Annotated in this window: 21 protein-coding genes and 1 pseudogene; 13 read left to right on the plus strand and 9 right to left on the minus strand. The window is 52.1% G+C overall.

Annotated features, from left to right (window positions below; genetic code table 11):
- Positions 1 to 50 precede the first annotated feature (50 nt).
- Positions 51 to 1,016, minus strand: a complete 966-nt coding sequence (locus CZ787_RS08150; protein ID WP_412767823.1) for a MurR/RpiR family transcriptional regulator — start codon at positions 1,014 to 1,016, stop codon at positions 51 to 53.
- 193 nt (positions 1,017 to 1,209) lie between these two features.
- On the opposite strand from CZ787_RS08150, the gene CZ787_RS08155 reads away from it, so the two are divergent.
- Positions 1,210 to 2,544, plus strand: a complete 1,335-nt coding sequence (locus CZ787_RS08155) for an aspartate aminotransferase family protein (RefSeq protein ID WP_087108019.1) — start codon at positions 1,210 to 1,212, stop codon at positions 2,542 to 2,544.
- 476 nt (positions 2,545 to 3,020) lie between these two features.
- Here the strand turns inward: CZ787_RS08155 and CZ787_RS08160 are convergent, their stop codons facing one another.
- The 3 genes from CZ787_RS08160 to CZ787_RS08170 form a co-directional block, all read right to left on the minus strand.
- Positions 3,021 to 3,977, minus strand: coding sequence for an LLM class oxidoreductase (locus CZ787_RS08160; RefSeq protein ID WP_087108021.1), 957 nt, complete (start codon positions 3,975 to 3,977; stop codon positions 3,021 to 3,023).
- A gap of 101 nt (positions 3,978 to 4,078) precedes the next feature.
- On the minus strand, positions 4,079 to 5,065 hold the full coding sequence (locus CZ787_RS08165) for an MBL fold metallo-hydrolase (RefSeq protein ID WP_254908588.1): 987 nt from the start codon (positions 5,063 to 5,065) through the stop codon (positions 4,079 to 4,081).
- Between the two features lie 70 nt (positions 5,066 to 5,135).
- Positions 5,136 to 6,146 carry a zinc-dependent alcohol dehydrogenase family protein gene (locus CZ787_RS08170; RefSeq protein WP_087108023.1) on the minus strand — a complete coding sequence of 337 codons (1,011 nt, stop codon included), beginning with the start codon at positions 6,144 to 6,146 and terminating at the stop codon, positions 5,136 to 5,138.
- Positions 6,147 to 6,310: 164 nt separating this feature from the next.
- Here CZ787_RS08170 and CZ787_RS08175 point away from each other — a divergent pair, with 164 nt between their 5' ends.
- Positions 6,311 to 7,225, plus strand: coding sequence for a LysR family transcriptional regulator (locus CZ787_RS08175; RefSeq protein WP_176372195.1), 915 nt, complete (start codon positions 6,311 to 6,313; stop codon positions 7,223 to 7,225).
- A 294-nt stretch (positions 7,226 to 7,519) separates the two neighbouring features.
- Positions 7,520 to 8,092, plus strand: coding sequence for a carboxymuconolactone decarboxylase family protein (locus CZ787_RS08180; protein WP_087108025.1), 573 nt, complete (start codon positions 7,520 to 7,522; stop codon positions 8,090 to 8,092).
- A gap of 21 nt (positions 8,093 to 8,113) precedes the next feature.
- Here the strand turns inward: CZ787_RS08180 and xseA are convergent, their stop codons facing one another.
- Positions 8,114 to 9,451, minus strand: coding sequence for an exodeoxyribonuclease VII large subunit (xseA, locus tag CZ787_RS08185; protein WP_087108027.1), 1,338 nt, complete (start codon positions 9,449 to 9,451; stop codon positions 8,114 to 8,116).
- Positions 9,452 to 9,620: 169 nt separating this feature from the next.
- On the opposite strand from xseA, the gene guaB reads away from it, so the two are divergent.
- The 6 genes from guaB to CZ787_RS08210 all read left to right on the plus strand — a co-directional run bounded on the left by guaB (position 9,621) and on the right by CZ787_RS08210 (position 19,106).
- Entirely contained in the window at positions 9,621 to 11,090 is a 1,470-nt protein-coding gene (gene guaB, locus CZ787_RS08190; RefSeq protein WP_087108029.1) for an IMP dehydrogenase, read from the plus strand.
- Positions 11,091 to 11,185: 95 nt separating this feature from the next.
- Positions 11,186 to 12,763, plus strand: coding sequence for a glutamine-hydrolyzing GMP synthase (guaA, locus tag CZ787_RS08195; protein WP_087108031.1), 1,578 nt, complete (start codon positions 11,186 to 11,188; stop codon positions 12,761 to 12,763).
- 344 nt (positions 12,764 to 13,107) lie between these two features.
- Entirely contained in the window at positions 13,108 to 14,145 is a 1,038-nt protein-coding gene (locus CZ787_RS08200; protein WP_087108033.1) for a DNA cytosine methyltransferase, read from the plus strand.
- Positions 14,146 to 14,406: 261 nt separating this feature from the next.
- Positions 14,407 to 16,179, plus strand: a complete 1,773-nt coding sequence (locus CZ787_RS18930) for an ATP-binding protein (RefSeq protein WP_217883854.1) — start codon at positions 14,407 to 14,409, stop codon at positions 16,177 to 16,179.
- A 4-nt stretch (positions 16,180 to 16,183) separates the two neighbouring features.
- Complete coding sequence (locus tag CZ787_RS18935) at positions 16,184 to 17,401, plus strand: ATP-binding protein (RefSeq protein ID WP_217883855.1); 1,218 nt, start codon at positions 16,184 to 16,186, stop codon at positions 17,399 to 17,401.
- A complete protein-coding gene (locus CZ787_RS08210) occupies positions 17,394 to 19,106 on the plus strand; it encodes a response regulator receiver domain (protein WP_217883856.1) in 1,713 nt (570 codons plus the stop codon). The genes CZ787_RS18935 and CZ787_RS08210 overlap by 8 nt, the downstream gene beginning before the upstream one ends.
- Before the next feature lie 253 nt (positions 19,107 to 19,359).
- On the opposite strand, the pseudogene CZ787_RS19080 reads toward CZ787_RS08210, so the two are convergent.
- Positions 19,360 to 19,743 (minus strand): annotated as a pseudogene (locus CZ787_RS19080) (HipA domain-containing protein).
- A 22-nt stretch (positions 19,744 to 19,765) separates the two neighbouring features.
- Here CZ787_RS19080 and CZ787_RS19265 point away from each other — a divergent pair.
- Positions 19,766 to 19,930 carry a type IV toxin-antitoxin system AbiEi family antitoxin domain-containing protein gene (locus CZ787_RS19265; RefSeq protein ID WP_419866535.1) on the plus strand — a complete coding sequence of 55 codons (165 nt, stop codon included), beginning with the start codon at positions 19,766 to 19,768 and terminating at the stop codon, positions 19,928 to 19,930.
- Between the two features lie 80 nt (positions 19,931 to 20,010).
- On the plus strand, positions 20,011 to 20,973 hold the full coding sequence (locus CZ787_RS08230) for a DUF808 domain-containing protein (protein WP_087108041.1): 963 nt from the start codon (positions 20,011 to 20,013) through the stop codon (positions 20,971 to 20,973).
- Positions 20,974 to 21,063: 90 nt separating this feature from the next.
- Here CZ787_RS08230 and CZ787_RS08235 read toward each other — a convergent pair whose 3' ends face one another.
- On the minus strand, positions 21,064 to 21,372 hold the full coding sequence (locus tag CZ787_RS08235; protein ID WP_087108043.1) for a hypothetical protein: 309 nt from the start codon (positions 21,370 to 21,372) through the stop codon (positions 21,064 to 21,066).
- A gap of 409 nt (positions 21,373 to 21,781) precedes the next feature.
- Here CZ787_RS08235 and CZ787_RS08240 point away from each other — a divergent pair, with 409 nt between their 5' ends.
- Both CZ787_RS08240 and CZ787_RS08245 read left to right on the plus strand, forming a co-directional pair.
- Positions 21,782 to 22,765, plus strand: coding sequence for a DUF1852 domain-containing protein (locus CZ787_RS08240; RefSeq protein ID WP_087108403.1), 984 nt, complete (start codon positions 21,782 to 21,784; stop codon positions 22,763 to 22,765).
- A gap of 28 nt (positions 22,766 to 22,793) precedes the next feature.
- Positions 22,794 to 23,816, plus strand: coding sequence for a methionine synthase (locus CZ787_RS08245; protein WP_087108045.1), 1,023 nt, complete (start codon positions 22,794 to 22,796; stop codon positions 23,814 to 23,816).
- Positions 23,817 to 23,935: 119 nt separating this feature from the next.
- On the opposite strand, the gene CZ787_RS08250 is transcribed toward CZ787_RS08245, so the two are convergent.
- On the minus strand, positions 23,936 to 25,438 hold the full coding sequence (locus CZ787_RS08250) for a tripartite tricarboxylate transporter permease (RefSeq protein WP_087108047.1): 1,503 nt from the start codon (positions 25,436 to 25,438) through the stop codon (positions 23,936 to 23,938).
- Positions 25,438 to 25,890, minus strand: a complete 453-nt coding sequence (locus tag CZ787_RS08255) for a tripartite tricarboxylate transporter TctB family protein (RefSeq protein ID WP_176372196.1) — start codon at positions 25,888 to 25,890, stop codon at positions 25,438 to 25,440. Before CZ787_RS08255 ends, CZ787_RS08250 begins: the two co-directional genes overlap by 1 nt.
- Positions 25,891 to 25,922: the final 32 nt, after the last annotated feature.

Below are 25,922 nucleotides of genomic sequence, written 5' to 3' on the forward strand. Positions count from 1 at the left end.
TGGGCAGCATCAATGCTTGTTGCGCCCGAAGCCAACCAAAGCGGTAGCGTTCACTCTCGCCGGGGGAGCGCATTCGAGTAGGTATTAAGATGCGCAAGGTGGTCATCGGCGTCCTGCAGTGCTGCTAGCGTGGCAGGGCGGTCACGCTCGGCCAGCAGCGTGCAGAGCACTTCCGAAACGGCCAGCGCAGGGGCCAGAGTATGAAAGAAGCTGTAGCTCTCGGTGGCGCAGTAAACCGTATGCTCGGAAATACTCACCAGCGGTGATACCTCGCTATCGGTGATCGAGAGAACCGCCAGGCCTTTATCTTTTGCTAACTGCGCAAGCGTTAACGTATCGCGCGCGTAGGGGTTGATGGATATGACCAGCAGCACCTCATCCGGTTTTGCACGAATCAGGGCATCGCCCCCTGTGCCAGCAGGCCCATCAAGATGTACCGAGCGCTCGCCCAGCAGCGACATAACGTAATGAAAATGCCAAGCCACCACATGGCTTGAACGTAACCCCAGCACATAGATTTTTTTGGCTGCAGCCAGCTTGCTGGCCATGGCGGTCAAGCGTTGTAGCGGTTCAGGCTCGCAAAGCGCGGCTATTTGGGCGCTTAACCCGTGCAGCATGTGATGCGCAATATCACTGCCTGGCGCGCTTGCCGCCTGACCATCACGTTGGCGCACCTTGGCCGCAAAGCCATCGTTTCGCTGACGCACCGTTTCAGCATAGTGGGCGCGAATTTCGTTATAGCCCTGAAAGCCCAGCATCTTGGCAAGCCGCGTCATGGTCGCTGGTTGAACCGCCGCCAAGCGCGCCAGTTCGCGCATGGACACCAAGGCCACTTCTTCCGGATGCTCAAGTACGTAGCGCGCGGCCTGTTGCAGCTGTGCTGACATACCATCGAACTGCGCAATGATCTGCTCTCTTAACGGATCGCTCTGAGATACAGGGCTTTTTGACGCAGAGCTTTTTGATGTAGGGCTTGTTGGCATGGGGCTTTTTGACATAGGGCTTTTTGATGACATAGAAGAGCTGCCTCTTGAATACGCCCAAGGGCTTTAGATGATTGCGCACGAGGGTAAGGGCGCTTTTCGATAAAATAATGATCCAATTGTTTTAATTTTTCAATTAAAGATTGGTGTGTTGCATTGGCGACCTCGGTCGTGTCACTCTTATTCTAAATAGTGTGGTTGATGGTCATCTGAAGAGGAAAGGGCTATGACGCGTATTCTTCATCGCAGTATTGGTCAGGCGTTACCGCATGCGGCGTCAGCGCAGGGCGTTTATATCACTGATACCGAGGGGCGCCGCTATCTGGATGGTTCGGGCGGGGCGGCGGTGACGAGTGTGGGGCACGGCCATCCGGAAGTGCTGGCGGCCATGCGCGCTCAAATTGATAACCTCTGCTACGCCCATACCGGCTTTTTCACCACGGATGCCGCCGAGGAACTGGCCGAGCAGTTGGTGAACTTGGCGCCAGACGGGCTGGATTATGTCTATCTGGTATCCGGCGGTTCAGAAGCCGTAGAGGCCGCGTTAAAAATGGCCCGCCAGTATTTTGTCGAAACCGGCAGGCCAGAGCGGCGGCATATTATTGCCCGGCGCCAGAGCTATCATGGCAATACACTGGGCGCGCTTGCCACCGGCGGCAACGCCATGCGTAGGCAGCAGTTTCAGCCGCTTTTGCCTCAAACGCACCACGTTTCGCCCTGCTACGCCTACCGTGACAAGGCAAGCGACGTATCTTTTGAGGCGTACGCCGCAAGGCTTGCCGATGAGCTTGAGGCCAAGATTCTCGAGCTGGGCCCTGAAAGCGTGATGGCGTTTGTGGCCGAACCGGTGGTGGGGGCCACGCTTGGCGCGGTGGCCTCTGAGGCCGATTACTTCAAGCGAGTGCGTAAAATCTGCGACCAGCATGGCGTACTGCTGATTCTCGATGAAGTCATGTGCGGCATGGGGCGCACAGGCACCCTGTTTGCCTGCGAGCAGGACGGCATCACGCCCGATATTCTCACCGTGGCCAAAGGCCTGGGCGGCGGCTACCAGCCGATTGGGGCTGTGCTATTGTCCTCCGCTATTTTTGATAGCTTCGCCAACGGCTCCGGCCTTTTTCAGCATGGGCATACGTATCTTGGTCACCCGGTCGCGGCTGCCGCTGCCAACAAGGTTGTCGAGATCATCGCACGGCCTGAAACACTGGCGAATGTAAACGCTATGGGTGCGCGCTTGCAAAGTGGCCTTGAAGCGGCGCTGGGCGCGTCACCTTATGTGGGCGATATTCGAGGCAGGGGATTGTTTCGTGGCATCGAGTTGGTGGCCGACCGCGAGCTAAAGACGCCGTTTGATCCCGCTCGAAAGATTCACGCCAGGATCAAGCGGCAGGCCATGGCACGGGGCCTGATCAGCTATCCCATGGGCGGTACGATTGATGGCGTGTATGGCGATCACGTGCTGCTCGCGCCCCCCTATACCATCCAGGCAGACGAGATTGATCTACTCATTGAACGGATTGCTCAGGCGATTGACGCCGCAATTAACAGTTTCAATAATTGACGCGACGGATAGAGGCAGGAATCAATCATATATGCGTTTTTTACACCAATGATTGCGACATGATTGAGGCCAAATAACGCGACAGTGTTCCATTGGTGCAGGAATATATGCGACAACCATCGAAGGTTGATATATCAAGGGTTCAGGTGCGGCACAATGGTGACAGCAACGGAGACTATCCAGTAATAGATGAAGAGGCGGCACTACAAGAGACTAAGCGGTACCGTGTTACGGCTAACCACATGGTCTGCATCGAGGATGCGAGCATCCGTATCAAACGGTGGGACAGAGACAAAATTGAGGGTGAGAATCGCTGGTATCGTTGTAGTCCCATACCATGGTAACGCTTGGCGCTATCCTTCTTGCTAGCGTTGCACACCCCTGTGTATCGCTTCGCGTTACCTTGTCGCAGCATTTGTTCAAACATCGCAACAATAACTGCAACTGACAGACATCGCGATGCCCTGTTTGGCCGTTTAGGTGAAAAGTGGCAGTACGTGGTCGCCAAGTTCCTGAAGGGTATCTTTCACTGATCGGTGTGATACGCGCATGTTTAATGCAACATGTGAGACGCCCTGGTCGCGTTGGCGTTGCCATAAATCAATGAGCGTTTTGCGCCCACCCCGTAAGCCTCGCCCCCACCTCAGTGGTGCATTTGGATTGCTGTCCAGCTCGAAGAACGTCCCGTAACCGTACGGTTTGAACGTCTCAGGACCGCATACTGAGCGCCATGCTTCAATCAGCTTGGGCAGGTGGTCCAGATTGCTCTGGTGCCAGATCCAGCCATCCATGTTGTCGGCTAACCAGGAAATGTCCTGGCCACAACGGCCGACCGCCACTAGGGGCAACCGCGCATTAAACGCCTTAGGCACTAGGTCTAAAGAACCATCCAATGAGCCAAAATTACTTGTCTGATGAACCGGGAAAGACTCGTTAGCGAGTACCTTTATCATCGAGTAAGCATCACGGAAACGCTCGGTGCGATTTTCGAAATCAACTCCGAAGGCAGGATACTCGGATGGCCGGTCTCCGGTGGACACACCCAGTACGAAGCGGCCATTCGAGAGTTGATCCACTGACAGCGCTTGCTTGGCGATGGCGATAGGATCGCGCAGCGGCAGAATCATACCAGCGGTTCCGATCGCGATTCGCTGCGTAACGGCAGTCAGCCAACTTGCGTAAACCATGGGATCGTAGATCTGCGCGACATCGCCGAAGGCAGGATCACGGAACGGCACATCGCGCAGCCATAGCGCAGCGAAACCAAGATTGTCTGCCTGCTTGGCCAGCGCGGTATGCCCTTCCATGGTAGGGGTGTCGCTCAGGGGATATCCTTCAAGGGGGGCTAGGATGCCGAAAGTGAGTTTTTCCGGTCGGAAAACCGTACTAAAAACACTATTCGCTAGGCCAGCGGGGGGATGAAGGTCAGGCATAACCTACCTCTAAAGAAAAATTGCATTTATGGCTGTCGATTGTCTCGTTAATAAAAGAGGCCACGATTCCCCATGGCCTCTTGAGACAACGCAGAAGCGATTTAGCGTTCGGAGTTAATCGGGTTGCGATATTCCACCGGCACCCAACGGTAACCCGTCTCCTCGCCTTGCAGATGGCCTATGCCAGGGAAGGGCAAATGCGCTGCGGCAACGAGCCAACGCTCGCTCGTAGCCTCAGCTAATAGCCTAGTACGTGATGCAATGGCTGCTTCTGGATCGACATCCACTGCAATCGTGACGTCTGGATGCTGTAGCTGCACAGAGTGCATATGGACAATGTCACCCCACAACAGAAGCTTCTCAGTGCCAGAACTCAGTAGGTAGGACGTGTGGCCAGGCGTATGGCCGTTCGACGGTACTAATTGGATGCCCGGAACGATGGAATCTCCATCGTTGAAGGTCTTGAACTTGCCTGCACTGTCGTAGGGCACAATCGCATTACGCGCCATTTGGAAGAAGGGTCGTTGATCTTCTGGAAGAGTGCTTTCCATATCTTCGTTGAGCCAATACTCCGCATCACGGCTGGCTGCCCAAACAGTCGCATTGGGGAAGGCCCGCTCGCCATCTGGTAGTGCCACACCGCAGGCATGGTCAGGGTGCATGTGCGTCAATAATACGGTATCGACTTCTTCCGGCTCGAAACCTGCGGCACGGATGTTGTCGACCATCCGGCCCATGGTCGGTCCGAAACAGTCCGAAGAACCTGAGTCAATTAAGACCAATTGCTCACCATCGTCGACCAGAAAAGCGTTTACGGCCGTCTGTACGAGCGGCGATGCCTTTTGATACTCGTTGAAGATGTGTTCTTGAATCTTGTCCTGGGACAAGCCCGAAAGGTGATTCGGGTCAAGGTCGACGTAACCATCATAAACAGCGGTCACAACCGTTTCGCCCACCATTTGCCGATAAAAGCCAGCCGCTTGTTGATACTGATCGGTGGGGGCCGCAAACGCCATTTGAGTCGCCGCCAGAATCCCTGCTAGCCCTAAGACGCCCGCAAGGCGAGGAAGGTTTTTAATTGTATTCATTACTGTAACTCCAGTGTCAGGCTCTTTTAGAGCGGTGCTTATTCAACCTCAGATTCCTCGCGCCCAGCACTTAGGAAACTTTGATGACTACTTTGCCGAACGCACCGCGGGCTAGGTGCTCGTAAGCCTGAGGAGCTTCGTCAAACGAATAGACGTGGTCGATCACCGGCCGGATTGCGTGCTGGTTCAGGAAGTCATTCATGCGATCAAAGGACGAACGAGGTGCTACCGCGATTCCCCGAATGGTTGTCTGTCGGAATATCAGTGGCATTAAGTTGAGGGTGGTCGTCTGCCCAGTGAGGAAGCCGATCTGCGCGATCTTGCCTGCGGCCTTGGTGGCCGCGATAGACTGGTTCAGCCCCTCACCACCCGCAACATCCAGTAGAAGGTCTACGCCTTTACCATCGGTGAGCTTTAGCACTTCCTCTTCCCAGCGTGGGTTTGTCCGATAGTTTACGCCGGCGACAGCGCCGAGCTTCTTCACCGCTTCCAGATTGTCGTCACGGCTGGAGGTGATGATCACCTTTGCGCCAAGCGCGGTGGCAAGCTGCACCGCGAAGATTGACACACCACCGGTCCCTTGCACGAGTACGGTTTGACCCGGCTGAATCTGGCCGAAGTCCACCAACGAATACCAAGCCGTCAGCGCGGCAATCGGCAGGGTTGAGGCCTCTTCGTCAGACATGTTGTCAGGGGCACGAACAGCGCTTTCCTCGTGGATGATCATGTATTCGGCTAGGCCGCCCGGTAGCGGAGAGCCGAAGCAGTAGTCGGGCTCGTTCGGCCCCGGCTCGCCATCGAGCCAGCGTGAGTAAAGGTGCGAATTGACGCGGTCACCGACCGTGAATCGGGTGACGCCTTCGCCGACCGCGACGACAGTACCTGAAGCGTCGCTAACCGGGATCAGCGGCTTCGGCACCATGTGCGGTTCGTAAATGCCATCGACGATGGCTTTATCACGAAAGTTCAGTGAGACGGCGCCGACTTTCACCAGCAGCTCGCCCGCTTTGGGTTCAGGGGTGGCTGTATCGCCAAGTACCAAATTATCGAGACCAAAATCTTTTAAAAGCCACGCTTTCATTGCCTATCTCCAGGTGGGTGAGTAACCAACTGGCGCTATTGTTCGGCATCGGCGCGGTTCGATAAATGCCTAGCGAAGGAAATAGTTATTGCCTAATAACGTAACAATCTTCATTGTTGATTTGCTTTATATGGCAACAAAAGGGATGGGCGAGGGAGAAACTGATGGAGCTACTCAAGACAATGCAGGTGTTTTGCCGATTAGCGGAACTGGGCAGTTTTACCCAAGCAGCGGAGGCTATGCAGTTAGGGCGCCCCCAAGTCACCAGAACGATTCAGGCGCTAGAGACGTCCTTAGGCGTGCGGCTTTTTCATCGTACTACCCGAAAGGTTCGACTTACTTCTGAAGGTGAGCAGTTCTATGAACGCGCTCAGGAGATCCTCGGCGACGTCGCGGAGGCCACATCGATGTTCGGACGCCCCGACGCCACCATGCATGGAAAGCTACGTATCGACATCCCTACCGCATTTGCGCAGCCAGGTTTCATTGAGAGCCTTCGAGAGTTCACCGCCCTCTATCCCGAGATTGAGCTTGCACTAGGGGTCACGGATAGAACCGTGGATCTGGTGGCCGAGGGGGTAGACTGTGTCATACGCATCGGGGAGTTACCCAATTCGAGTTTAGTCGCCCGGCGCATAGGCCAAGCGACCATGGTTACTTGCGCAGCCCCCAGCTACCTTCAAGACTACGGTGAGCCTAAGACACTGGACGACCTGAATGCGCACTACGGTGTCAGGTTCCTCTCTGGACAGAACAAGCGACCACTGCCTTGGCATTTTCTAAATGGGAGTAGCGACCAAACCTATGTCAGCCGACGGGGTATTACCGTCAATGAGTCCAACGCCTATGTAGAATGCGGTGTTGCTGGCTTCGGCATTCTGCAGGCACCTGGTATCACCCTTGACCGGTACCTGGCTGATGCCTCCCTAGTCGAAGTGCTCAGAGGCTACCGGCCGCGCCCTCGGCCTGTATCGGTCTTGTACCCCAGTCGATCCCACTTGGCCCCGCAAGTCCATGCTTTCGTCGAGTGGGTGCGCGAGCGATTTCCAGCGCTCAACGGCCGTTGGCTAGAGCAGTAGCAATTTAGGGACAGACTCAGTAGCTTCGAATCAGCTTTGAATGTCGTTTTAAACACTTGAGTTACGAAAGTATAGATCGGCTCGTGCTTGTTCAGGGCTACCGCATCGAGAAACTTCGGTAAGCTTGTAAAACACTAAATACGCTGTATTGCTGCCATTCGAGCGTATGAAATATTGATGAGACTTATAGCCCACGTTGCAACAATTGGTGAAATGCCGCAACAGTTATTAGAAATGACAGCAATAGCCGAATAACCTGGCGCGATAGCCAAATAATACAAGAGGAAATGCACCATGAAGCAGTCTCCCTGCCCGCCGATGAGCGACGCCGATTGGCCAGAAGCGATTGCAGAGTTACGTGAAGGTTTTGCAGGCGCGATGAACGTCTACCGCACCATGGCACACCATCCGGCCCTGCTAAACGCCTGGGCGCCGTTGCGGCAGCACGTGGTGAAAGACAACGCCCTAGGCCCCGAGTTAACCGAGGTGGTGATTCTACGTGCCGGTTTTCGCCTGGGGTCGGCCTATGAGTGGGCTCACCATGTCAGCCGTGCGCTGGCGCTAGGGTTTTCTGATGCGAGGATAAACGCTATTCGTGGCGTGCCTGAATCAATTAACGGCGTTGATGGCCTGATTGTTAACGCGGTAGATGCGCTACTCGACAAGCGAATGCTGGCAAGCGATCAGGAAGAAACATTGGCCGAGGCGATTGGGCGTGAAGCCGTGATCGACCTGATGGCCATGGTCGGCTTCTATTCGGTGCTGGGGTATTTGCTCAAGACCTACGACACGCCGATTGATGAGGGTATTCAAGAAGAGGCGCGGTTGAACCCAGGGCTGTTTTCGCTAACGCCACCTTCCGCGTAACCAACGAAGGTTTCTAGCTGTTTACTTGAAGCGCCGTTTCACCTCGACGCTCAGCCTGCCTTCACCCAAACGCAGTGAGAGTTTCTGGCCGGGTTTGGTCTCCTCGGCGCGGCGCACGACCTGGCCCTTTTCATCCTGGGCAATGGCGTAGCCCCGGCCCAGTACGGCCAGAGGGCTAATCGCATTGAGCTCCCGTGCGGCGCTGGTTAAACGCGCCTGCTGACGTTGAAGCTGGCGCTGCATGGCGTTTTCCATACGGCGGTGCAATTGGCCCACCCGTTCGCTTTCTGCGCGGTGCAAACGCGCCATGTCCTGGCTCGCCAAGCGCTTGCCCAACTGCGTTACGCTTGCCTGCTGCTGAGTAAGCGTTTGCTGCATAGCGCGATTTAAACGCTGGGAAAGGGTCGCCACGTGCTGGCGCTGGCGGTTTAGCTGCTCGCCAGGATGGCGAAGCCGTGCGCGCAGGCTATCCAACTGCTGGCTGTCGCGCTCCAACCGGCGCTGCATGGCGCGGTGCAGGCGGTGTTGCTGATCAACTAGCTGGCGCTTCAAGGCGTGTTGATCCGGCACCAGGCGCTCGGCGGCAGCCGAAGGGGTCGGGGCGCGTACATCGGCGGCAAAATCGGCAAGCGTGACATCCACCTCATGGCCCACCGCTGACATTACCGGCAGGCGTGAATGAAAAATCGCCCGTGCCAAGTGCTCGTTGTTAAACGCCCATAAATCTTCCAGGCTGCCGCCGCCCCGTGTGATTAACACCACATCGCGCTCAGGGTCCAACCGTGCCTGGCGGTTGAGTAGCCCAAGTGCTGCGATCATCGCGGAGGCGGCTTCCACGCCCTGTACCGGCACCGGGATTAACGTGACATCCGCCAGAGGCCAGCGCGCCGCTAAAACGGCCAGCACATCACGAATAGCCGCGCCGGTGGCAGAGCTTAAAATCAAAATCTTGCGCGGCGGAAAGGGCAGGGGACGCGTATTGGCAAACACGCCCTCGGCATCCAGCTGGGCTTTTAAGCGCTCAAACGCGGCCAGCAGCTCACCAAGCCCGGCCGCCTGCACGGCTTCGGCAATCAGTTGGTAGTCACCACGCGGCTCAAACAGCGACACCCGCCCGCGCAGTTTTACCTGGTCACCATCGCGCATCGGCGCCGATACAAAACGCGCCCGCTGGCGAAACAGCGCGCAGCGCACCTGGGCGCGGTCATCTTTAAGCGTAAAGTAGATATGCCCGGACGCCGGGCGCGAAACGTTAGAAAGCTCACCTTCCACCCACACCTCGCCCACATCGCGTTCAAGCGCCTGGCGGGCCTGCTTGTTGAGCTCGCTGACGGAGAGGGCGCGGGAGGCGTCTGGCATGGCAATCACCTTGGTTTACATGAAATAAAAGCGGTTAGTTTAGCCTACCACCAACGCAGAGTAGATAATTGGTCGCATGCTCACATTGCTGGGGAACCCCTCAAAACGCTATAATGGGGGATTAACTTTTCACGCCCCTTCTTCCCACATCAAATTGGGTGTTGCCGCTATGCTACGTATGGCCCAAGAAGCGCTTACGTTCGATGACGTACTTCTCGTTCCTGGTTTCTCCGATATCCTCCCCAAGGATGTCAGTCTCAAAACCCGCCTGACCCGTAATCTCTCGCTTAATATCCCGCTCGTTTCTGCCGCGATGGACACCGTGACCGAAGCGCGTCTGGCGATTGCGATGGCTCAGGAAGGCGGCATCGGCATCATTCACAAGAACATGACCATGGCCCAGCAGGCCACGGAAGTGCGCAAGGTCAAAAAGCACGAAAGTGTCATTGTTAAAGACCCGGTCACCGTTAGCCCCAAGGCCAAGCTTGAAGACCTTCTCGCTATGGCGAAAGAGAACGGTTTCTCCGGCTTCCCAGTGGTGGAAGGCGAAACGCTGGTGGGTATCGTGACCGAGCGTGACATGCGCTTCCAGCCGAACGTAGGCGACAGCGTGGCCGATATCATGACCCCGCGTGATCGACTGATTACCGTCAAGGAAGGCACTGACCTTGAAGCCAGCAAAGCCAAGATGCGCGAACACCGCATTGAGAAAATGCTGATTGTCGATGACGCCTTCCACCTGCGTGGCCTGGTCACCTTCCAGGATATCGAAAAAGCCCGCACCTACCCGATGGCCGCTAAAGACAGCGATGGCCGCCTGTTAGTAGGCGCCGCCGTAGGCACCGGCCCGGAAACCCCGGACCGTGTTATCGCACTGGCGGAAGCAGGCGTTGACGTCATTATTGTCGATACCGCCCACGGCCATTCCCAAGGCGTTATTGACCGCGTTAGCTGGATCAAAGAGCACTACCCGGACATCCAGGTCATCGGCGGCAACATTGCCACCGGCGCCGCTGCCAAAGCACTGGCCGAAGCGGGTGCCGACGGCGTGAAAGTGGGCATCGGCCCTGGTTCCATCTGCACCACGCGTATTGTGGCAGGTGTGGGCGTGCCGCAAATCACCGCCGTTTCCAACGTCGCCGCCGCGCTTAAAGAGTATGACATTCCGTTGATTGCCGACGGTGGCGTACGCTTCTCTGGCGACCTGGCCAAGGCAATTGCCGCTGGCGCAAGCGCGGTGATGGTTGGTGGCCTGCTGGCCGGTACCGAAGAAGCGCCGGGCGAAGTCGAACTGTTCCAGGGGCGTACTTATAAAGCCTACCGCGGCATGGGCTCCATGGGCGCCATGGCCCAAAACCAGGGCAGCGCCGACCGCTACTTCCAGGATAAGGATGCCGGTGCCGAGAAGCTGGTGCCTGAAGGCATTGAAGGCCGCGTACCTTACAAAGGCATGATGAGCGCCATCGTTCACCAGATGATGGGCGGGCTGCGTGCCTCCATGGGCTACACCGGCTGCCGCGATATTCAAGAAATGCGCACCAAGCCGGAATTTGTCCAGATTACCGGTGCTGGCTTTAACGAATCCCACGTTCACGACGTGCAGATCACCAAAGAAGCTCCCAACTACCGGGTGAGCTAACCAGCGCTTTTAAGTAACACGGCGGCGGGCATTGCTCCGCCGCTTGCTTTTCGGCCTTACCAGCAGCACCTCCACTGCTTACTCGAGATACCGCCATGAATGATATCCACGCCCACAAAATCCTGATTCTCGACTTCGGCTCACAGTACACCCAGCTGATCGCCCGCCGGGTACGCGAAATTGGCGTATTTTCTGAGGTTCGCGCCTTCGATATCACCGAAGAAGAGATCCGCGAGTACAACCCCAACGGCATCATCCTGGCCGGTGGCCCGGAGTCCGTGACCGAGCTGGATTCCCCGCGTGCGCCGCAGTGCGTGTTCGAAATGGGCCTGCCTGTGTTTGGCGTTTGCTACGGCATGCAGACAATGGCCGAGCAGTTGGGCGGTAAAGTGGAAGGCTCCAACAAAAGCGAGTTTGGCTACGCACAAATCCGCATCGACGCTGAAAACGCACTGTTCAAAGACATCAAAGACCACGTAGACACCGCCACCGGCAAAGCCCTGCTGGATGTGTGGATGAGCCACGGCGACAAGGTAGCCCAAGCGCCTGCCGAGTTCACCATTACCGCTTCCACACCCAGCTGCCCGATTGCGGCGATGGTCTGGGAAGAGAAGCAGTTCTACGGCGTACAGTTCCACCCGGAAGTCACCCACACCCTGCAAGGCCAGCGGATTCTTGAGCACTTTGTGCTGGATATCTGTAAAGCTGAAAAACGCTGGACGCCTGCCCAGATCATCGAAGACCAGGTACAGCGTGTACGCGAGCAAGTGGGCGACCGCCACGTACTGCTCGGCCTTTCCGGCGGTGTGGACTCTTCCGTAGTAGCCGCGCTGTTACACAAAGCGATTGGCGACCAGCTGACCTGCGTATTCGTGGATAACGGCCTGCTGCGTAAAGACGAAGGCAACCAGGTCATGGAAACCTTCGCCAAGCACATGGGCGTCAAGGTCATCCGTGTAGACGCTGAAGACCTGTTCCTAGGCAAGCTGAAAGGCGAGAAAGACCCGGAAGCCAAGCGCAAAATCATCGGCAACACCTTCATCGACGTGTTCGATGAAGAAGCCAGCAAGATTGAAGGCGTCGAGTTCCTGGCCCAGGGCACTATCTACCCGGACGTGATCGAATCCGCCGCCTCCAAAACCGGCAAAGCGCACGTGATCAAATCCCACCACAACGTGGGTGGCCTGCCAGAAACCATGAAGCTCAAGCTCGTCGAGCCGCTGCGCGAGCTATTTAAAGACGAAGTGCGCAAGCTTGGTTTGGAACTCGGCCTGCCCTACGACATGGTTTACCGCCACCCCTTCCCAGGGCCGGGCCTGGGCGTGCGTATTCTGGGTGAAGTGAAGAAAGAATACGCCGATATCCTCCGCGAAGCCGACGCCATCTTCATCGAAGAACTGCGCGCTTCCGGCTGGTACGAAAAAACCAGCCAGGCATTCGCCGTGTTCCTGCCGGTGAAATCGGTAGGCGTAGTAGGTGACGGCCGCCGCTACGAGTGGGTCATCGCCATCCGCGCGGTAGAAACCATCGACTTCATGACCGCACGCTGGGCGCACCTGCCCTATGAGCTGCTGGAGACCGTTTCCAACCGCATCATCAATGAGTTGGGTGGGGTTTCTCGGGTGACTTATGATGTGAGTAGTAAGCCGCCTGCTACTATTGAGTGGGAGTGATTGGGCGTCTGGTACTGAATGGTACTATGTAGCAAGACATACTCTAAAGTTCGCGTAGTCGAATGCATCCCGAAAGTTGGATACCTACAATCTTCGGGGTGTTTCTATGAGGGAAAGTGCAGCGAATAGTTGAAGCTAAAGATAGTGCACTAGTACCTCCATGGAGTTTTCTTATAGCCAGTGCATATTTGGAATCAAACTAGCTTACGAAGGCGACTATAAGGGCTTAAAGTCTAAAAAATCTAGACTCAATAGCCATTTATGCATAACATAGCTGCAAATTATAACCTCAGTTACCTGTCCCTAATCTGTGTGTAGGAACTTTAGACTTTTAGGAAAATCGTATGGCCCTGCGTGCCCAAAAGCCAATTGCTCTGGATCTATTCTGCGGATCTGGTGCCGTTTCCTTAGGGTTGCAACAGGCTGGGTTTGAGGTCGTTGGTGCAGTGGACTACGAGGCTGGGGCATGCCGTACCTACCGTGCTAATCATCCCTCAGTGCGTCTGCTCGAAAAAGATATCCGACAAGTCGATCCTGATGATTTTGCCGATCTTATACCGATCAAACTTGATCTCTTGGTCATCTGTGCGCCTTGCCAGCCTTTTAGCAGCCAAAACCGTCGCAAAACTCTCAGCGACAGCCGAAACAACCTTGTAGCAGAATCCAAAAAATTCATTCTGCGCTTTAGCCCATCGCTGGTCTTTCTTGAAAATGTTCCCGGTTTGGCATCAACCGATATTTTTGACGACTTCACATCATGGCTTCGTAATGAAGTCGGCTATGAAGTGGCAGAGCCAATGCGAGTAGATGCTGCAGAGCTAGGTGTTCCCCAACGCCGATCTCGCATGATACTCGTAGCTGCTAAAGGAGTCGCTCTGCAGAAAGCAGTTAGTATAGCTACAACCAGAAGAACGACAGTTGGGGAGGCCATCAGCGATTTACCTGAGCCTCCCATCGGCCGGACAGCTGCGGGAGCGGACCCGCTGCACTATGCAAGAAAGCATTCTCCACTTAATATCGAGCGTTTACGGCATATTCCCATTGACGGAGGCGGTCGCAATGCGCTCCCGCCCCACCTACAACTTGCTTGCCATAAAAATGCTAAAAAAAGCGCTTTTTCAGATACTTATGGGCGAATGGGCTGGTCTGATGTGGCGCCAACTCTTACTACTGGATGTACGGATATAACTCGCGGTAGATTCGCTCACCCGGTACAAAATCGAGCCATTACCCTACGAGAAGCTGCGAGACTGCAAACTTTCCCCGACGATTATATCTTTTATGGCAATGCCAGCCAGGTGGCAATGCAGATTGGCAATGCAGTTCCGCCCAAAATGATGTTTACCATCGCCTGTAGTTTAAAAGCTGCACTCATCTCTTGATGCTTCGCTTAAGCTCTCTACACACCTTCTACTAGCACTGACCCCTTTTATCTCAGTTTATTTTGGCAGCATCATCTCGATTACAGTAGTATTCCAGATACTACTGTACAATAGTTCGTAACTACGTCCTATATGATTCGGCTACCAAATTGATGTCATAACCGGAAAATAGCCATGGCGCGAACTTTAAAAAGTCGCCTGTAGAAATTGCGGTTGGGATGGCTGAGTTGCAGACCAAAACTGATAAATCTAGGGGCCTTAATGACACAGCTCAAGGTTAGAGCTAGAGCTGTCGACATGCTTGGTCGACAGCAAATCGCTGGTATTCCCAATGCGATTCATGAGTTGTTTAAAAATGCGCATGACGCATATGCAGAGAACGTCGAAGCCGACTATTTTCGCCGAAATCGCGTGTTGGTTCTACGAGATGATGGATATGGCATGACCCGTAACGACGTTGAGAATCGTTGGCTTACTCTAGGCACAGAATCACGAGTCAACGCAAACGTTGTAAATAAAGATATTGCTGAACACGAATGGCGTGGCCCAAAAAATTTACCTCAACGCGCAATTATGGGTGAGAAAGGTATTGGAAGACTCGCGATTGCAGTAATTGCACCAATTACCATTCTTATGACCAGAGCGAGCCGTCCAGATGGATTGAAAAATCTAGTGGTAGCCCTCGTTCATTGGGGACTCTTTGAACAACCGGGGTTAGATATTAGTGAAATTAATGTTCCTGTTGCAGAGTTTCCAGGCGGAATGTTGCCAACTCGGGAAGATATATGTGGCCTCGCTGATAAGGTTGCAAAAAATCTGGAGGACCTAAGGCACGAAATATCTCCAGAAGCTTTTAAACAGCTAAAAGAAACATTGCAGCAGGTCAGGTTCATTGGGCCTGATATGCTGGATAAAACTTTAAATAAAAACAGTGACGGTAGCGAGAGACAAGATCCGCTAACTCTCTCAGGCGACGGCTATGGCACCACCTTTATTGTGCTTCCAGTAGCACCAGAGTTAGATGATGACATTGATAGCGGCACTGAGCGTGAATCATCAAAGCTAGAAAGAAATCTATTAGGTTTTTCCAATGTAATGTCTTTACTTAAACCAGTAATAAAAACTGAGTTTAGAGATCACCTTGCGGACGGTCCGCACGAACGTATCGGCTCGAAAAGTTTTTTTACCAGTGAAGACTTCAAACGAACCGACCAATATTTTGAAGGCACATTTAATGAGCAGGGTCAGTTCATAGGTACTGTTTCGATTTATGGTAAGCCTCGACCATATGTATGTAACTGGATAGACGGAAAGGGGAGAACTCCGAGGTGTGGGCCGTTTTCCTTAAGGTACGGATACGTTCAAGGCAGATCCACCGAATCTCGCCTCAACCCAACAGATTGGCAAGAAATGTCGTCTAAAACGGATCGTGTCGGTGGACTATACATTTATAGAGACGGAATACGGGTTTTACCTTATGGAAACTCGGATGTAGATTGGCTTGATATTGAGAAACGAAGAACTTATTCAGCTAGAGATTGGTTCTTTTCATATCGACGGGGGTTTGGTTACGTCGAAATAAAACATTCTGTAAATGATTCATTGACTGAGAAAGCTGGTAGGGAAGGTTTTAGAGAAAACCTTGCATACCGCGACTTTCGTTCTATCCTAGTTAACTTCTTCAAACAACTTGCTTACGAATTTTTTCGCAATACTTCTCCTCAGGGTGAAGATTACATTGAAGGTAAGGAGCTATTTACAGCGCAAGCAGAGCTGCTAAAAAAACAAAAGGTAAAAGCCGAGTCTCGCAGAAAAGATTTTCAAAAGCTTTTAGATGTTTTTTTCGAAAAGTACAACTCGGGATATTTTGAAACCGAATCGAAGCGAATTCTAGAGGAGCTGTCCGAAAATATTTTTAAACTAGATGGAATAAAATCTACCGAAGAATTTGCATATGGCTCGAGAGTTCTTGAAGCTGAAATAAAACAAAAAATTAATAAAATTAACTCGTCAAACCCAAATTGCTATGCCTAGGGGGTTGCAGCTAACAAAGCGTTTACAAAAAGATTGGGCAGCATATGAAGAGGTTTCTAGGCAATTAATTACTGAAGTTCTGGGCCCACTTCGGAGTGAAGCGGATGAGAAAATTGCAGAGACGAATAAAGGACGAATTTCTCAATCTGAACTTAGAGCTATTGCTCTCCAAGATATAGAAAAAGAGAAAGAAGAGATAGTGCGCGACTTAGTTAATCTTCGCCGAGAAGCTGTAAGTGCTAGCGAAAAAATGCAGGGTATCGTACAAAAAGTACTTCAGGAAGAGTTTTCTGAGTTGCGCGCTAGTATGGAAAAACATGTTAGCAATTTTACAAGGATTTCTGCTGAACAGCCTGAAAAATTGGATATACTACGCCGAGAAACAGAGCAAAAAATACTTACATTAAAGATGCATGAAGCCAGCCTATTTGAGTCGCTTAAGCGTCAGATGGTAGAGATTTCGGAAAGTGTGCAAGTTCGCGAAACCCTAGATGATCAGCTTGGAGCACTTGAATCAAGAAACCAACTGCTAGAAGAGCAAGTTGAGTTTTATGCAGATTTTGCACAAATGGGAATGTCAGTAGGTATTTTACAACATGAGTTTGAAGGTGCTGCTCGTGGTATCCGAAGTGCCATGTCAGAGCTAAAACCATGGGCTGACAAAAATCCGCCCCTTGCCAAAATTTATAAAAAACTACGTGATCATATAGAACATTTAGATGGATATTTAAAAGTATTAGATCCATTAGGCCGTCGAATGCATCGTTCTACAATTGAAATATCAGGAAGCGAAATCCTAAATGTAATACGCAATGTATTTGAGGATAAACTTACGTCCTCCAATATCAAGCTTGAAGCAACGCTATCTTTTAGAAGCTTTAAGGTTAGTTGTAAATCTTCTGCTGTGATAGGAGCTTTTATCAATATAATAGATAACGCTATCTATTGGCTTGATAGCCGTGCACAAGGAGATAGAACAATCACAATGGATGCAGATGACGAAGGCTTCTTAATATCTAATAATGGACCTGGAATTGAGGAACGTATGCAGCGGCGTATTTTTGAGTTCGGTGAGACCCAAAAACCTGGAGGGAGAGGTATGGGCCTTGCTGTAAGTCGTGAAACTTTGCACCGTGAAGGGTTTACTATTGAGCTTAGCCACTCGGGAGCTTATCAAAATCCTCAATTCAAGATTTATCCGAAGGATATGCAACATGGATAATATGGAAGATACAGCTGCGGTGGCTGAAGCTCCATCTCCAAGCCCTAGTGAAATTTGGAGTGAGCATATTCAAAGCGCGGTTAAAGAGTTTCTCAAAACTGCAGTAGTCATAGACAATGAACCATGGGTTAGTTATAGCACCCCAGAAGCTACTGCACCATTAGTCTCAGATGACGGGTTTGGAGAAGACATACCTACTCTTGTTCCTCCAGATGCGGTGACGATTGAAAATCGTCATGATTTAGATGTTCGTGCGATCTCAGATGATTTCGCCTCAAAGGGAATCGCGTGTGCTTTCGTTCTTCCTGATGATAACGACAAACATAATAATGAAAAGATCAACCGAGCAGTGGCAGCTGCGAAGGTTTCAGATCTAGTGATCATAGATTGGTACTTAAAAAAACAGGATGAGTCTTTAACACTTCAGATACTACAAAAAATAGCTGAGTCCGATTCATTTGAGAATGGAAGGCTTCGACTTATATGTATTTATACAGGCGAGCCATTAAAGAAAACTATATTTGCCGATGCAAAAGAATATCTTCAAAAGGGAGGCGTTTCACTCAATGACCTCGAAGGAGAGGAGTTTTGCGCATTAGGAGATAGCACTATTATTGTTATGAAAAACAAAGCGGCTACCTCCGCTTCGGAGCTTCCTACCGAGCTCATAAATATTTTTTCCCGTTTTGCAGATGGTTTGGTCCCTGCCTTTTCAATGGCCGCCGTAGGTGCAATTCGAAAAAGTGCACATCATATGCTCACCAGGTTCGGCAACTGGTTGGATGCTGCATATATTTCAAATTACATCATAACTAATCCCTCTAGCGATGTTTCGGAAATGTTACGAGAGTTATTCGTCGCAGAGTGTGATGCTGCGCTCGGAATTGAGTCGGTAGCCGACCGATATCTAGATTCAAAACCGATTTTAAAATGGCTGGCAGCCAATGAGCAAACCATACAGGTTCAAAATGCGGGCAAAAATTTAAAAATTGATTATGCACTGATTGATGAAATTCTTAGGAATGGCATTAAGGATGACAATTTTTTTTACGGTGACATGAAGGATATAAAGATAGCAAAAGATCACCGCCACTTTATCTCTTCAGCATTAGCGGGATCCGTTGATACTTCAAAAACATCGCAACATGAGTTTGCAAGGCTAGTGGCATTAAAACGGGAAGCATATGGACGCTCAAAGCTACAGGGAACTGAAGGCTGGCTTCCATCCCTCACTACTGGAACTCTTATAAAATACAAAATTGAAGATGCACAAACTAATGACGAGGGGCAAATAACTCCTGAGCTATTTGAATATTTGGTTTGCTTAACCCCTGCATGCGATACCCTTCGGTTAGAAACTGACACCCCATTTGTCTTTTTAAAAGCGAGAATTGAAAACATAAGATATGGCATAGTTCTAAAAGAGCATAGTAGTGAGGAGACTCGGCTAAGTTTAGACTCAAAGAAACCGATTATTAGGACTTTTTTCTTTACGCCCGATGCAGCAGTCCAGCGTGTTTTAGCATCACGATCCGAAGAGGGGGACTTTAAGTTCTTCGACTCTGGAAAAAGAGAGTTTTACTGGCTTGGCGAAATCAGATATACGCGTGCCGCAAGTGAGATGGCCGGGCTGGTTCGAAATTGGATGAGAATAGGAATCGCAGACTCTGAATACTTGAGGCTAACTGGGCAGGGGAAAACTTAGATAATCTAATACATGTTGGGCTGTTTAAGGAAGTCCACTTTCTGTTCAATGCTTTAAAGCACAGTGTTTCAAGCTTGATAAGCGTATTACTGGGCGCCGTCGACATAAGCTCAGCCTGCCTCAAGCCCTGATGCATAAAGTAACGTGGCTGTAAGCGCAGTAAGCGGGCCAATGCTTCAAGGCGCGAACGCTCGATGCTGCCGGGACGGTCCGCACTGTTGATGTGAAGCTCAAAGTATCGCGAGAAGTAGCTCTATAGCGTCGTGCTCATTAGATCATAAAACGGCGCTAACCGTGGCCCTTCGGTGTAGAGGATAGAGAGATTCTTAGCATGGCTGTCGTTGTTTTCGATCAGCAAATTAAAGAATAGCCAACCGATTAGGCGCTGCAGATCTCTGGTCGGTGCTCCTACTTCCTGAAGGGGGGCACGTCAGCGAGCCAAGCCGAGGCCGCCGTCGCTCTCATATTTGATCAACGATGGCGTTCCTGCAAGCTGGCAGAAGTCGAGCTGGTGTAGGCGGCGCAAGCTGGCCTGTGCATCGGAAATCCGGTCGTAGTAGTGTACAAGGTAGGCGCGGATTTCGGGTTGGTAACACAACTCGGCGGCGTCGAGCCCAAGTCCATCGGCCAACTGCATACATAAGGTTCAATCTAGGCAACTGGTTAAGCGTCTGTTTCTCCCGTTGGTCGGGCGTCATGGGCACGCTTGGTTTTCGCACCTATCAATTGAGAGTGCGAACCTCGGTCGTGGTAAGCGTTCGCTTGTTCTTGGTGGCCGCCTGCATCCCGCGTATCACATTGTCCTACTGGGAGACCTTGATTGAGCAGTTGGAGTAAGAGGCGACCTGCTCTAGTCCGCTATGTGCTTTACTATCTACACCTGTTATTCACGGAGAAAACATCCATGGCCATAGGCGGCTTGATTGGATTGCTGGATGACATTGCCGCATTGGCGAAGTTGTCCGCCGCATCATTGGACGATGTGAGTGCCGCCGCTGGGCGGGCGACGGCGAAGGCGGCCGGGGTGGTGGTGGATGATACGGCGGTAACGCCGCAATATTTGCAGGGGGTGGCAGCGGAGCGTGAATTGGCGATTGTGAAGAAAATCGCGCTGGGTTCGATCCGCAACAAGCTGATTTTTATCCTGCCGGTGGCGCTGCTGTTGAATCACTTTTTGCCCGCGCTATTGCCGATCATCCTGATGGTGGGCGGCACCTACTTGGCCTTTGAGGGCGCGGAGAAGGTCTGGCACAAGCTCTGGCACAAGCTCTCTGGCAAGCATGACGACGATAAGCCAGCGGTAGAGAAGGGGCCGGAAGCCGAGAAACAGATCGTGAGTGGTGCCGTTCGCACCGACCTGATTCTTTCCGCTGAAATCATGGTGATCGCGCTTTCTACTGTTTCCCATCAAGGGTTCTGGTCACAGCTGGCGAGCCTGGTGGTGGTCGCGTTTGTCATCACTATCCTGGTGTATGGCGTGGTGGCGCTGTTGGTCAGGATGGATGATGTCGGCCTAAAGCTCGCCCAGCGGGAGAGTTCGATCATGCAGAAACTGGGCCGTGGTCTAGTGACGGCCATGCCCAAGGTGCTAGCGGCCATCGCAGTGGTGGGAACCATCGCCATGCTCTGGGTGGGTGGGCATATTTTGATGGTCAATCTAGGTGCCGATGGAACGGGTTGGTTCAATTCCCCCTATGAGTGGGTACACCACATTGAGCATGGCATTAGCGAGGCAACCGGTGCCTTGGGCGGCCTGTTGGGCTGGAGCTTCAATACACTGTGCTCTGCGGTGATTGGCTTTTTGGTGGGTTCGGTGGTGGTGGGTGTGCTGCACCTCGTGCCCTTCAAGAAGGCGCATTCGGCATAGGGGCAGCCGCGACTTCATTTACTCGACAATCCGCGCAGCATTGGGCGCAATCACTTTACTGCTAACGTATCGTGAACAGATTCCAAGGGATCAGTAAGAAACGCGCTTGCAGTTGTCTTGATACAGCGGGGCATCGGTGCCCAACGCCAGTCGCTTGGTGTTGCTGTTGTAGTAGAAGCGACCGGACTCGGCGCCTGAAAGCGCATAGTCGCCGCACACCCCATACCCCTTGTTGACAGTCGCCAGGTTGGAAATTTCGGCCGGTGCTTGGCTATTAAGACGCTCCGAAATCGTCTCGGCGATGTGGGCATCACGCTGGGCCTCGGAATAGGCTTGGCCACCGAATATCAGGCCCGCAACGACGAAAATGGCGACGACGGGAATCCATAGGTTATGCATAGCGTGTCCAGTGAAAGAATATAAACGTGCATGAAGTCTGCAGAAAACTATTTAGCAGGATAATAACTTTATCAGATTTGCGCAGAAAACCCCGTACTTTTAGTGCGGGGATGTCGAGCGCGCCGTATGACTACCTAAATTCATCAAGCCCAACGCAGCCAGCATCTTTTTCAGTTGAAGAGTCGGCTTTCACTATGAATTTTTCTAAACTTACCATGAAATAAGACCATTTTTATTCATCTTTGTACTCCTGTATAAAATCCCCAGTACTCTTCGTTATAGAGCCTGTCAGCTTCTCATGAATAAGGCTGTCAGGCTTAAAAGCTGTAAAGCCGCCCGATTTATAAATATTGGGCCGTTCCGCAGAAGCGAAGAACCGGTTCGATTTTTTACTATTGGAGGCGAGATGATGAATAACGACGTCGCATTTACTATCAAGCGTATCGGCTTCGATGAGAATTATCGTCCGTCGGACAATACGCGTATCACGACCAACTTTGCCAATTTGGCCCGGGGCGAGAGGCGGCTCGAGAACCTCCGCAATACCCTGGACATGATCAATAACCGTTTCAATGCCCTGGTGCATTGGGATAACCCCGAAGGACGTCGTTATTCCGTCGAACTCGACATCATTTCCGTGAGTATGGAGGTTGGCGCAGGGGGCCATGAAGCGCCTTTTCAAATCATCGAGATACTCAAAACCAGTTTTCTGGACAAGCAAACCGGCAAACGCATTGACGGTATCGTAGGGAACAACTTTTCATCCTATGTTCGAGATTACGACTTTAGCGTGCGCCTTTTAGAGCATAACAAGCACCAGTCGACTTTCAGTATTCCAGATGATTTTGGTGTTCTGCACGGCAACTTGTTTAAAAGCTTCGTGAATTCATCCGTTTACAAAGAGCATTTCGGGAAACCTCCCGTCATATGCTTGAGCGTGTCGGATAACAAGGTCTATCACCGAACCGATAATCAGCATCCCGTATTAGGCGTTGAATATCAGCCGAACGAGTCTTCGCTGACCGAGCAGTACTTCAAGAAGATGGGGCTTCAGGTTCGCTACTTTATGCCTGCCAATAGTGCTGCCCCCTTGGCGTTTTATTTTTCTGGCGACCTGCTCAACGATTACACCAATCTTGAGCTTGCCGGCACCATCAGCACCATGGAGTCTTTTCAGAAGATTTACCGGCCTGAGATCTACAACGCCAATGCGGTCGCGGGAAATGTTTATCAGCCCAACTTGAAGAACTCGGATCATTCACTCACTCAAATCGTTTACGACCGAGAAGAACGTAGCCAGTTGGCCGCCGAGCAGGGGAAATTTGCTGAAGAGCACTTCATCAAACCCTATCAGGCGATGCTTGAGCAGTGGTCTTCCAACGGCTCGCTTTAACCTAATCAAATGCACGGGATGATGACTCATGAGTAAACGCTTACCCACCTCGACGGCGGGCAGCCTGCCCAAACCCTCCTGGCTTGCGCAGCCCGAAACCCTTTGGTCGCCCTGGAAATTGCAAGACGAGGCGTTGATTGAAGGTAAACAGGATGCGCTGCGCGTATCGTTGCAGGAACAGCAACAAGCCGGTATCGATATCGTCAGCGACGGCGAGCAAACGCGTCAACATTTCGTGACGACCTTTATCGAGCACCTTAGCGGCGTCGATTTCGAAAAGCGCAAAACCGTGAGAATTCGCAATCGCTACGATGCGAGCGTGCCGACGGTTGTGGGCGAGATCAGTCGCCATAAGCCAGTTTTCGTCGAAGATGCCAGGTTTTTGCGTCAGCAAACCCGCCAACCCATCAAATGGGCGCTACCGGGCCCGATGACCATGATCGACACGCTGTATGACGATCATTATAAAAGTCGTGAGAAGCTGGCGTGGGAGTTTGCTAAAGCGCTCAATCAGGAAGCAAAGGAACTGGAGGCAGCGGGGGTCGATATCATTCAGTTCGACGAACCTGCGTTCAACGTATTCTTCGACGAGGTGAATGATTGGGGAATCGCCGCCTTGGAAAGAGCCATTGAAGGGCTCAAATGCGAAACCGCTGTCCATATCTGTTATGGCTACGGCATTAAAGCCAATACGGATTGGAAAAAGACGCTAGGGTCGGAGTGGAGGCAATATGAAGAAGTCTTCCCCCGGCTGCAAAAATCCAACATCGATATCGTTTCGTTGGAGTGCCAGAACTCCCACGTGCCCATCGAGCTGATCGAACTTCTTCGCGGCAAGAAGGTGATGCTGGGTGCCATCGACGTCGCCACCAACACCATTGAAACGCCGGAAGAAGTCGCCGCAACACTTAGAAAGGCACTTCAATTCGTTGATGCCGACAAGCTCTACCCCTGCACCAACTGTGGCATGGCGCCGCTTTCTCGCTCGGTCGCCAGAGGTAAACTCAGTGCCTTGAGTGCCGGGGCGGAGATCGTTCGAAAAGAGCTTTGATATCTTAACGTCAGTAAAAATCTGGTTTCTATCTGGGAACGAGGTGGGGCTGACGACTTTGAACGCCTGCTCCTATACATGGCAGAGCAAGCGTTCAGATTAAGTAAATCAGATCTAGCTTAGCCCTGAGCAAGCGCGCGGCGTGCTTTAAGCGTGGAAAAAAAGCTCCATATCAAAATCAGCGCAGCAATGGCGAGGATGGTGGCGCTGATCGGCCGCTCAATGAAGGTCGCAAAATCTCCCGACGAGAGCAGCATGGCGCGGCGGAAGTTGTCCTCCATCATCGGGCCAAGTACAAACCCCAAAATGAGCGGCGCCGCAGGGAAAGCCAGTTTGCGCATCAAAACGCCCAACGCACCGAATATCATCACCAATAGTACGTCGAACGAGCTGTTATTGACGCTGTAGGTGCCCAGGCAAATGAACATCAATACGGCTGGAAACAGCAGATGATAAGGGACGGCAAGCAGGCGTACCCATAGACCAATAAGAGGAACGTTAAGGATAACCAGCATAATATTACCGATCCAGAAGCTCATGACGAGACCCCAGAAAAGGCTCGGTTGCTCTGTCATCAGACCGGGGCCAGGTGTAACGCCATGAATAATGAGCGCACCTAACATTAGTGCCATTGTCGGGCTGCCGGGTATACCCAAGGCCAGAGTAGGGATGAACGAGGTTTGGTCAGCTGCGTTATTGGCGGATTCCGGAGCCATGACGCCTTCAATTGCTCCTTTACCAAATCGGCTTGGATCTTTGGATGAGCGCTTTTCCACTGCATAAGCGATAAACGCGGCCAGTGACGGGCCTGTTCCCGGTAGGGCGCCAAAGAATGAGCCAATGCTTGAGCCGCGCAGCATCGGGAACCACGAACGTCGCATATCATCGCGCGTAGGTTTCATGGCGCGTAGCGTCAGGTCAGACGATTTAAAGCGGTTTGCCTTAACACTGCCAACACTAATAATGAGCTCCGCTACCCCGAACACTCCCATGGCCAGTGCTACCAGGCTAATGCCGTCACCGAGTTCTGGGATACCAAAGGCAAAACGTTGTGTGCCTGTGTAAACGTCGGTACCGATACTGCCAAGGAAAATACCCAACATGACCATGACGAAGCCTTTGACTGCGGAGCCATCAGCAATACCGGTCGCCGCAATTAGCCCTAGCAGCATTAATGAGAAGTACTCAGCGGGGCCCATGCTCAAGGCATATTGTGCTATCACCGGTGCGAAAAGGGTCAGGATGACGATGCCGATGGAGCCGCCAACGAAAGAGGCCACTGTGGTCATAAACAGAGCAACGGCACCACGACCTTTTTGTGCCATAGGGTAGCCATCTAAACAGACCACCGCATTGGCAGGCGTGCCTGGCACGTTAAGCAGGATAGACGCCGTGCTGCCACCGTAACTCGTGCCGTACCATATTCCTGCCAGCATTATGAGTGCTGATGTCACTTCCATATGAAACGTTATGGGAAACAGCATGGAAATGGCGGCTAAAACGCCAACGCCCGGGATAACGCCAAGCAGTGTTCCTAGAAACACACCAACAAAGCAGAAAAACAGGTTGCTGAGCGAAAGTGCGGTGTGCAAACCAAGTGAAAGATTGCCAAAAAAGTCCATTAGAATGCCCACCTGAAGATCGGTATGTTCATGCCAAGTGCCAAGCGGAAGATCAAAATGGCCACCAGAATGAGAAAGGCGATGAGTGCCAAAACCGTCTTGATTCGCAACTGCTTATCGGCAAGCGAGGTGATCAGTGTTAACAGGAAAATGGCAGGCACTAAGCCAACACGTGGTACTGCAAGAGAGAAGACCAAAATTCCGCTGAGGATAGCGGCTAGCGGGCGCCACTCAATGCTTGGCATTGGAAAATGTGGGCGCGATGCGCCTCCAATGGAAAGCATTATGCCAAGCAGGGCAATAATCGATCCTATGCCCATAGGAACCATGCCAGGCCCCATACGCTGAAGTGACCCAAGGTTATAATGCGTAGTGGCATAGGCGGCAATGATTAAGCCAAAAGCTGCCAGTGCCATCCCCGTAATAATGTCAACGATATCGCGATTTAGCATAATGATGTCTCCCATAAGGCCGAGCAAATAAA

Source organism: Halomonas citrativorans, from assembly GCF_900163645.1.
GTDB lineage: Bacteria > Pseudomonadota > Gammaproteobacteria > Pseudomonadales > Halomonadaceae > Vreelandella > Vreelandella citrativorans.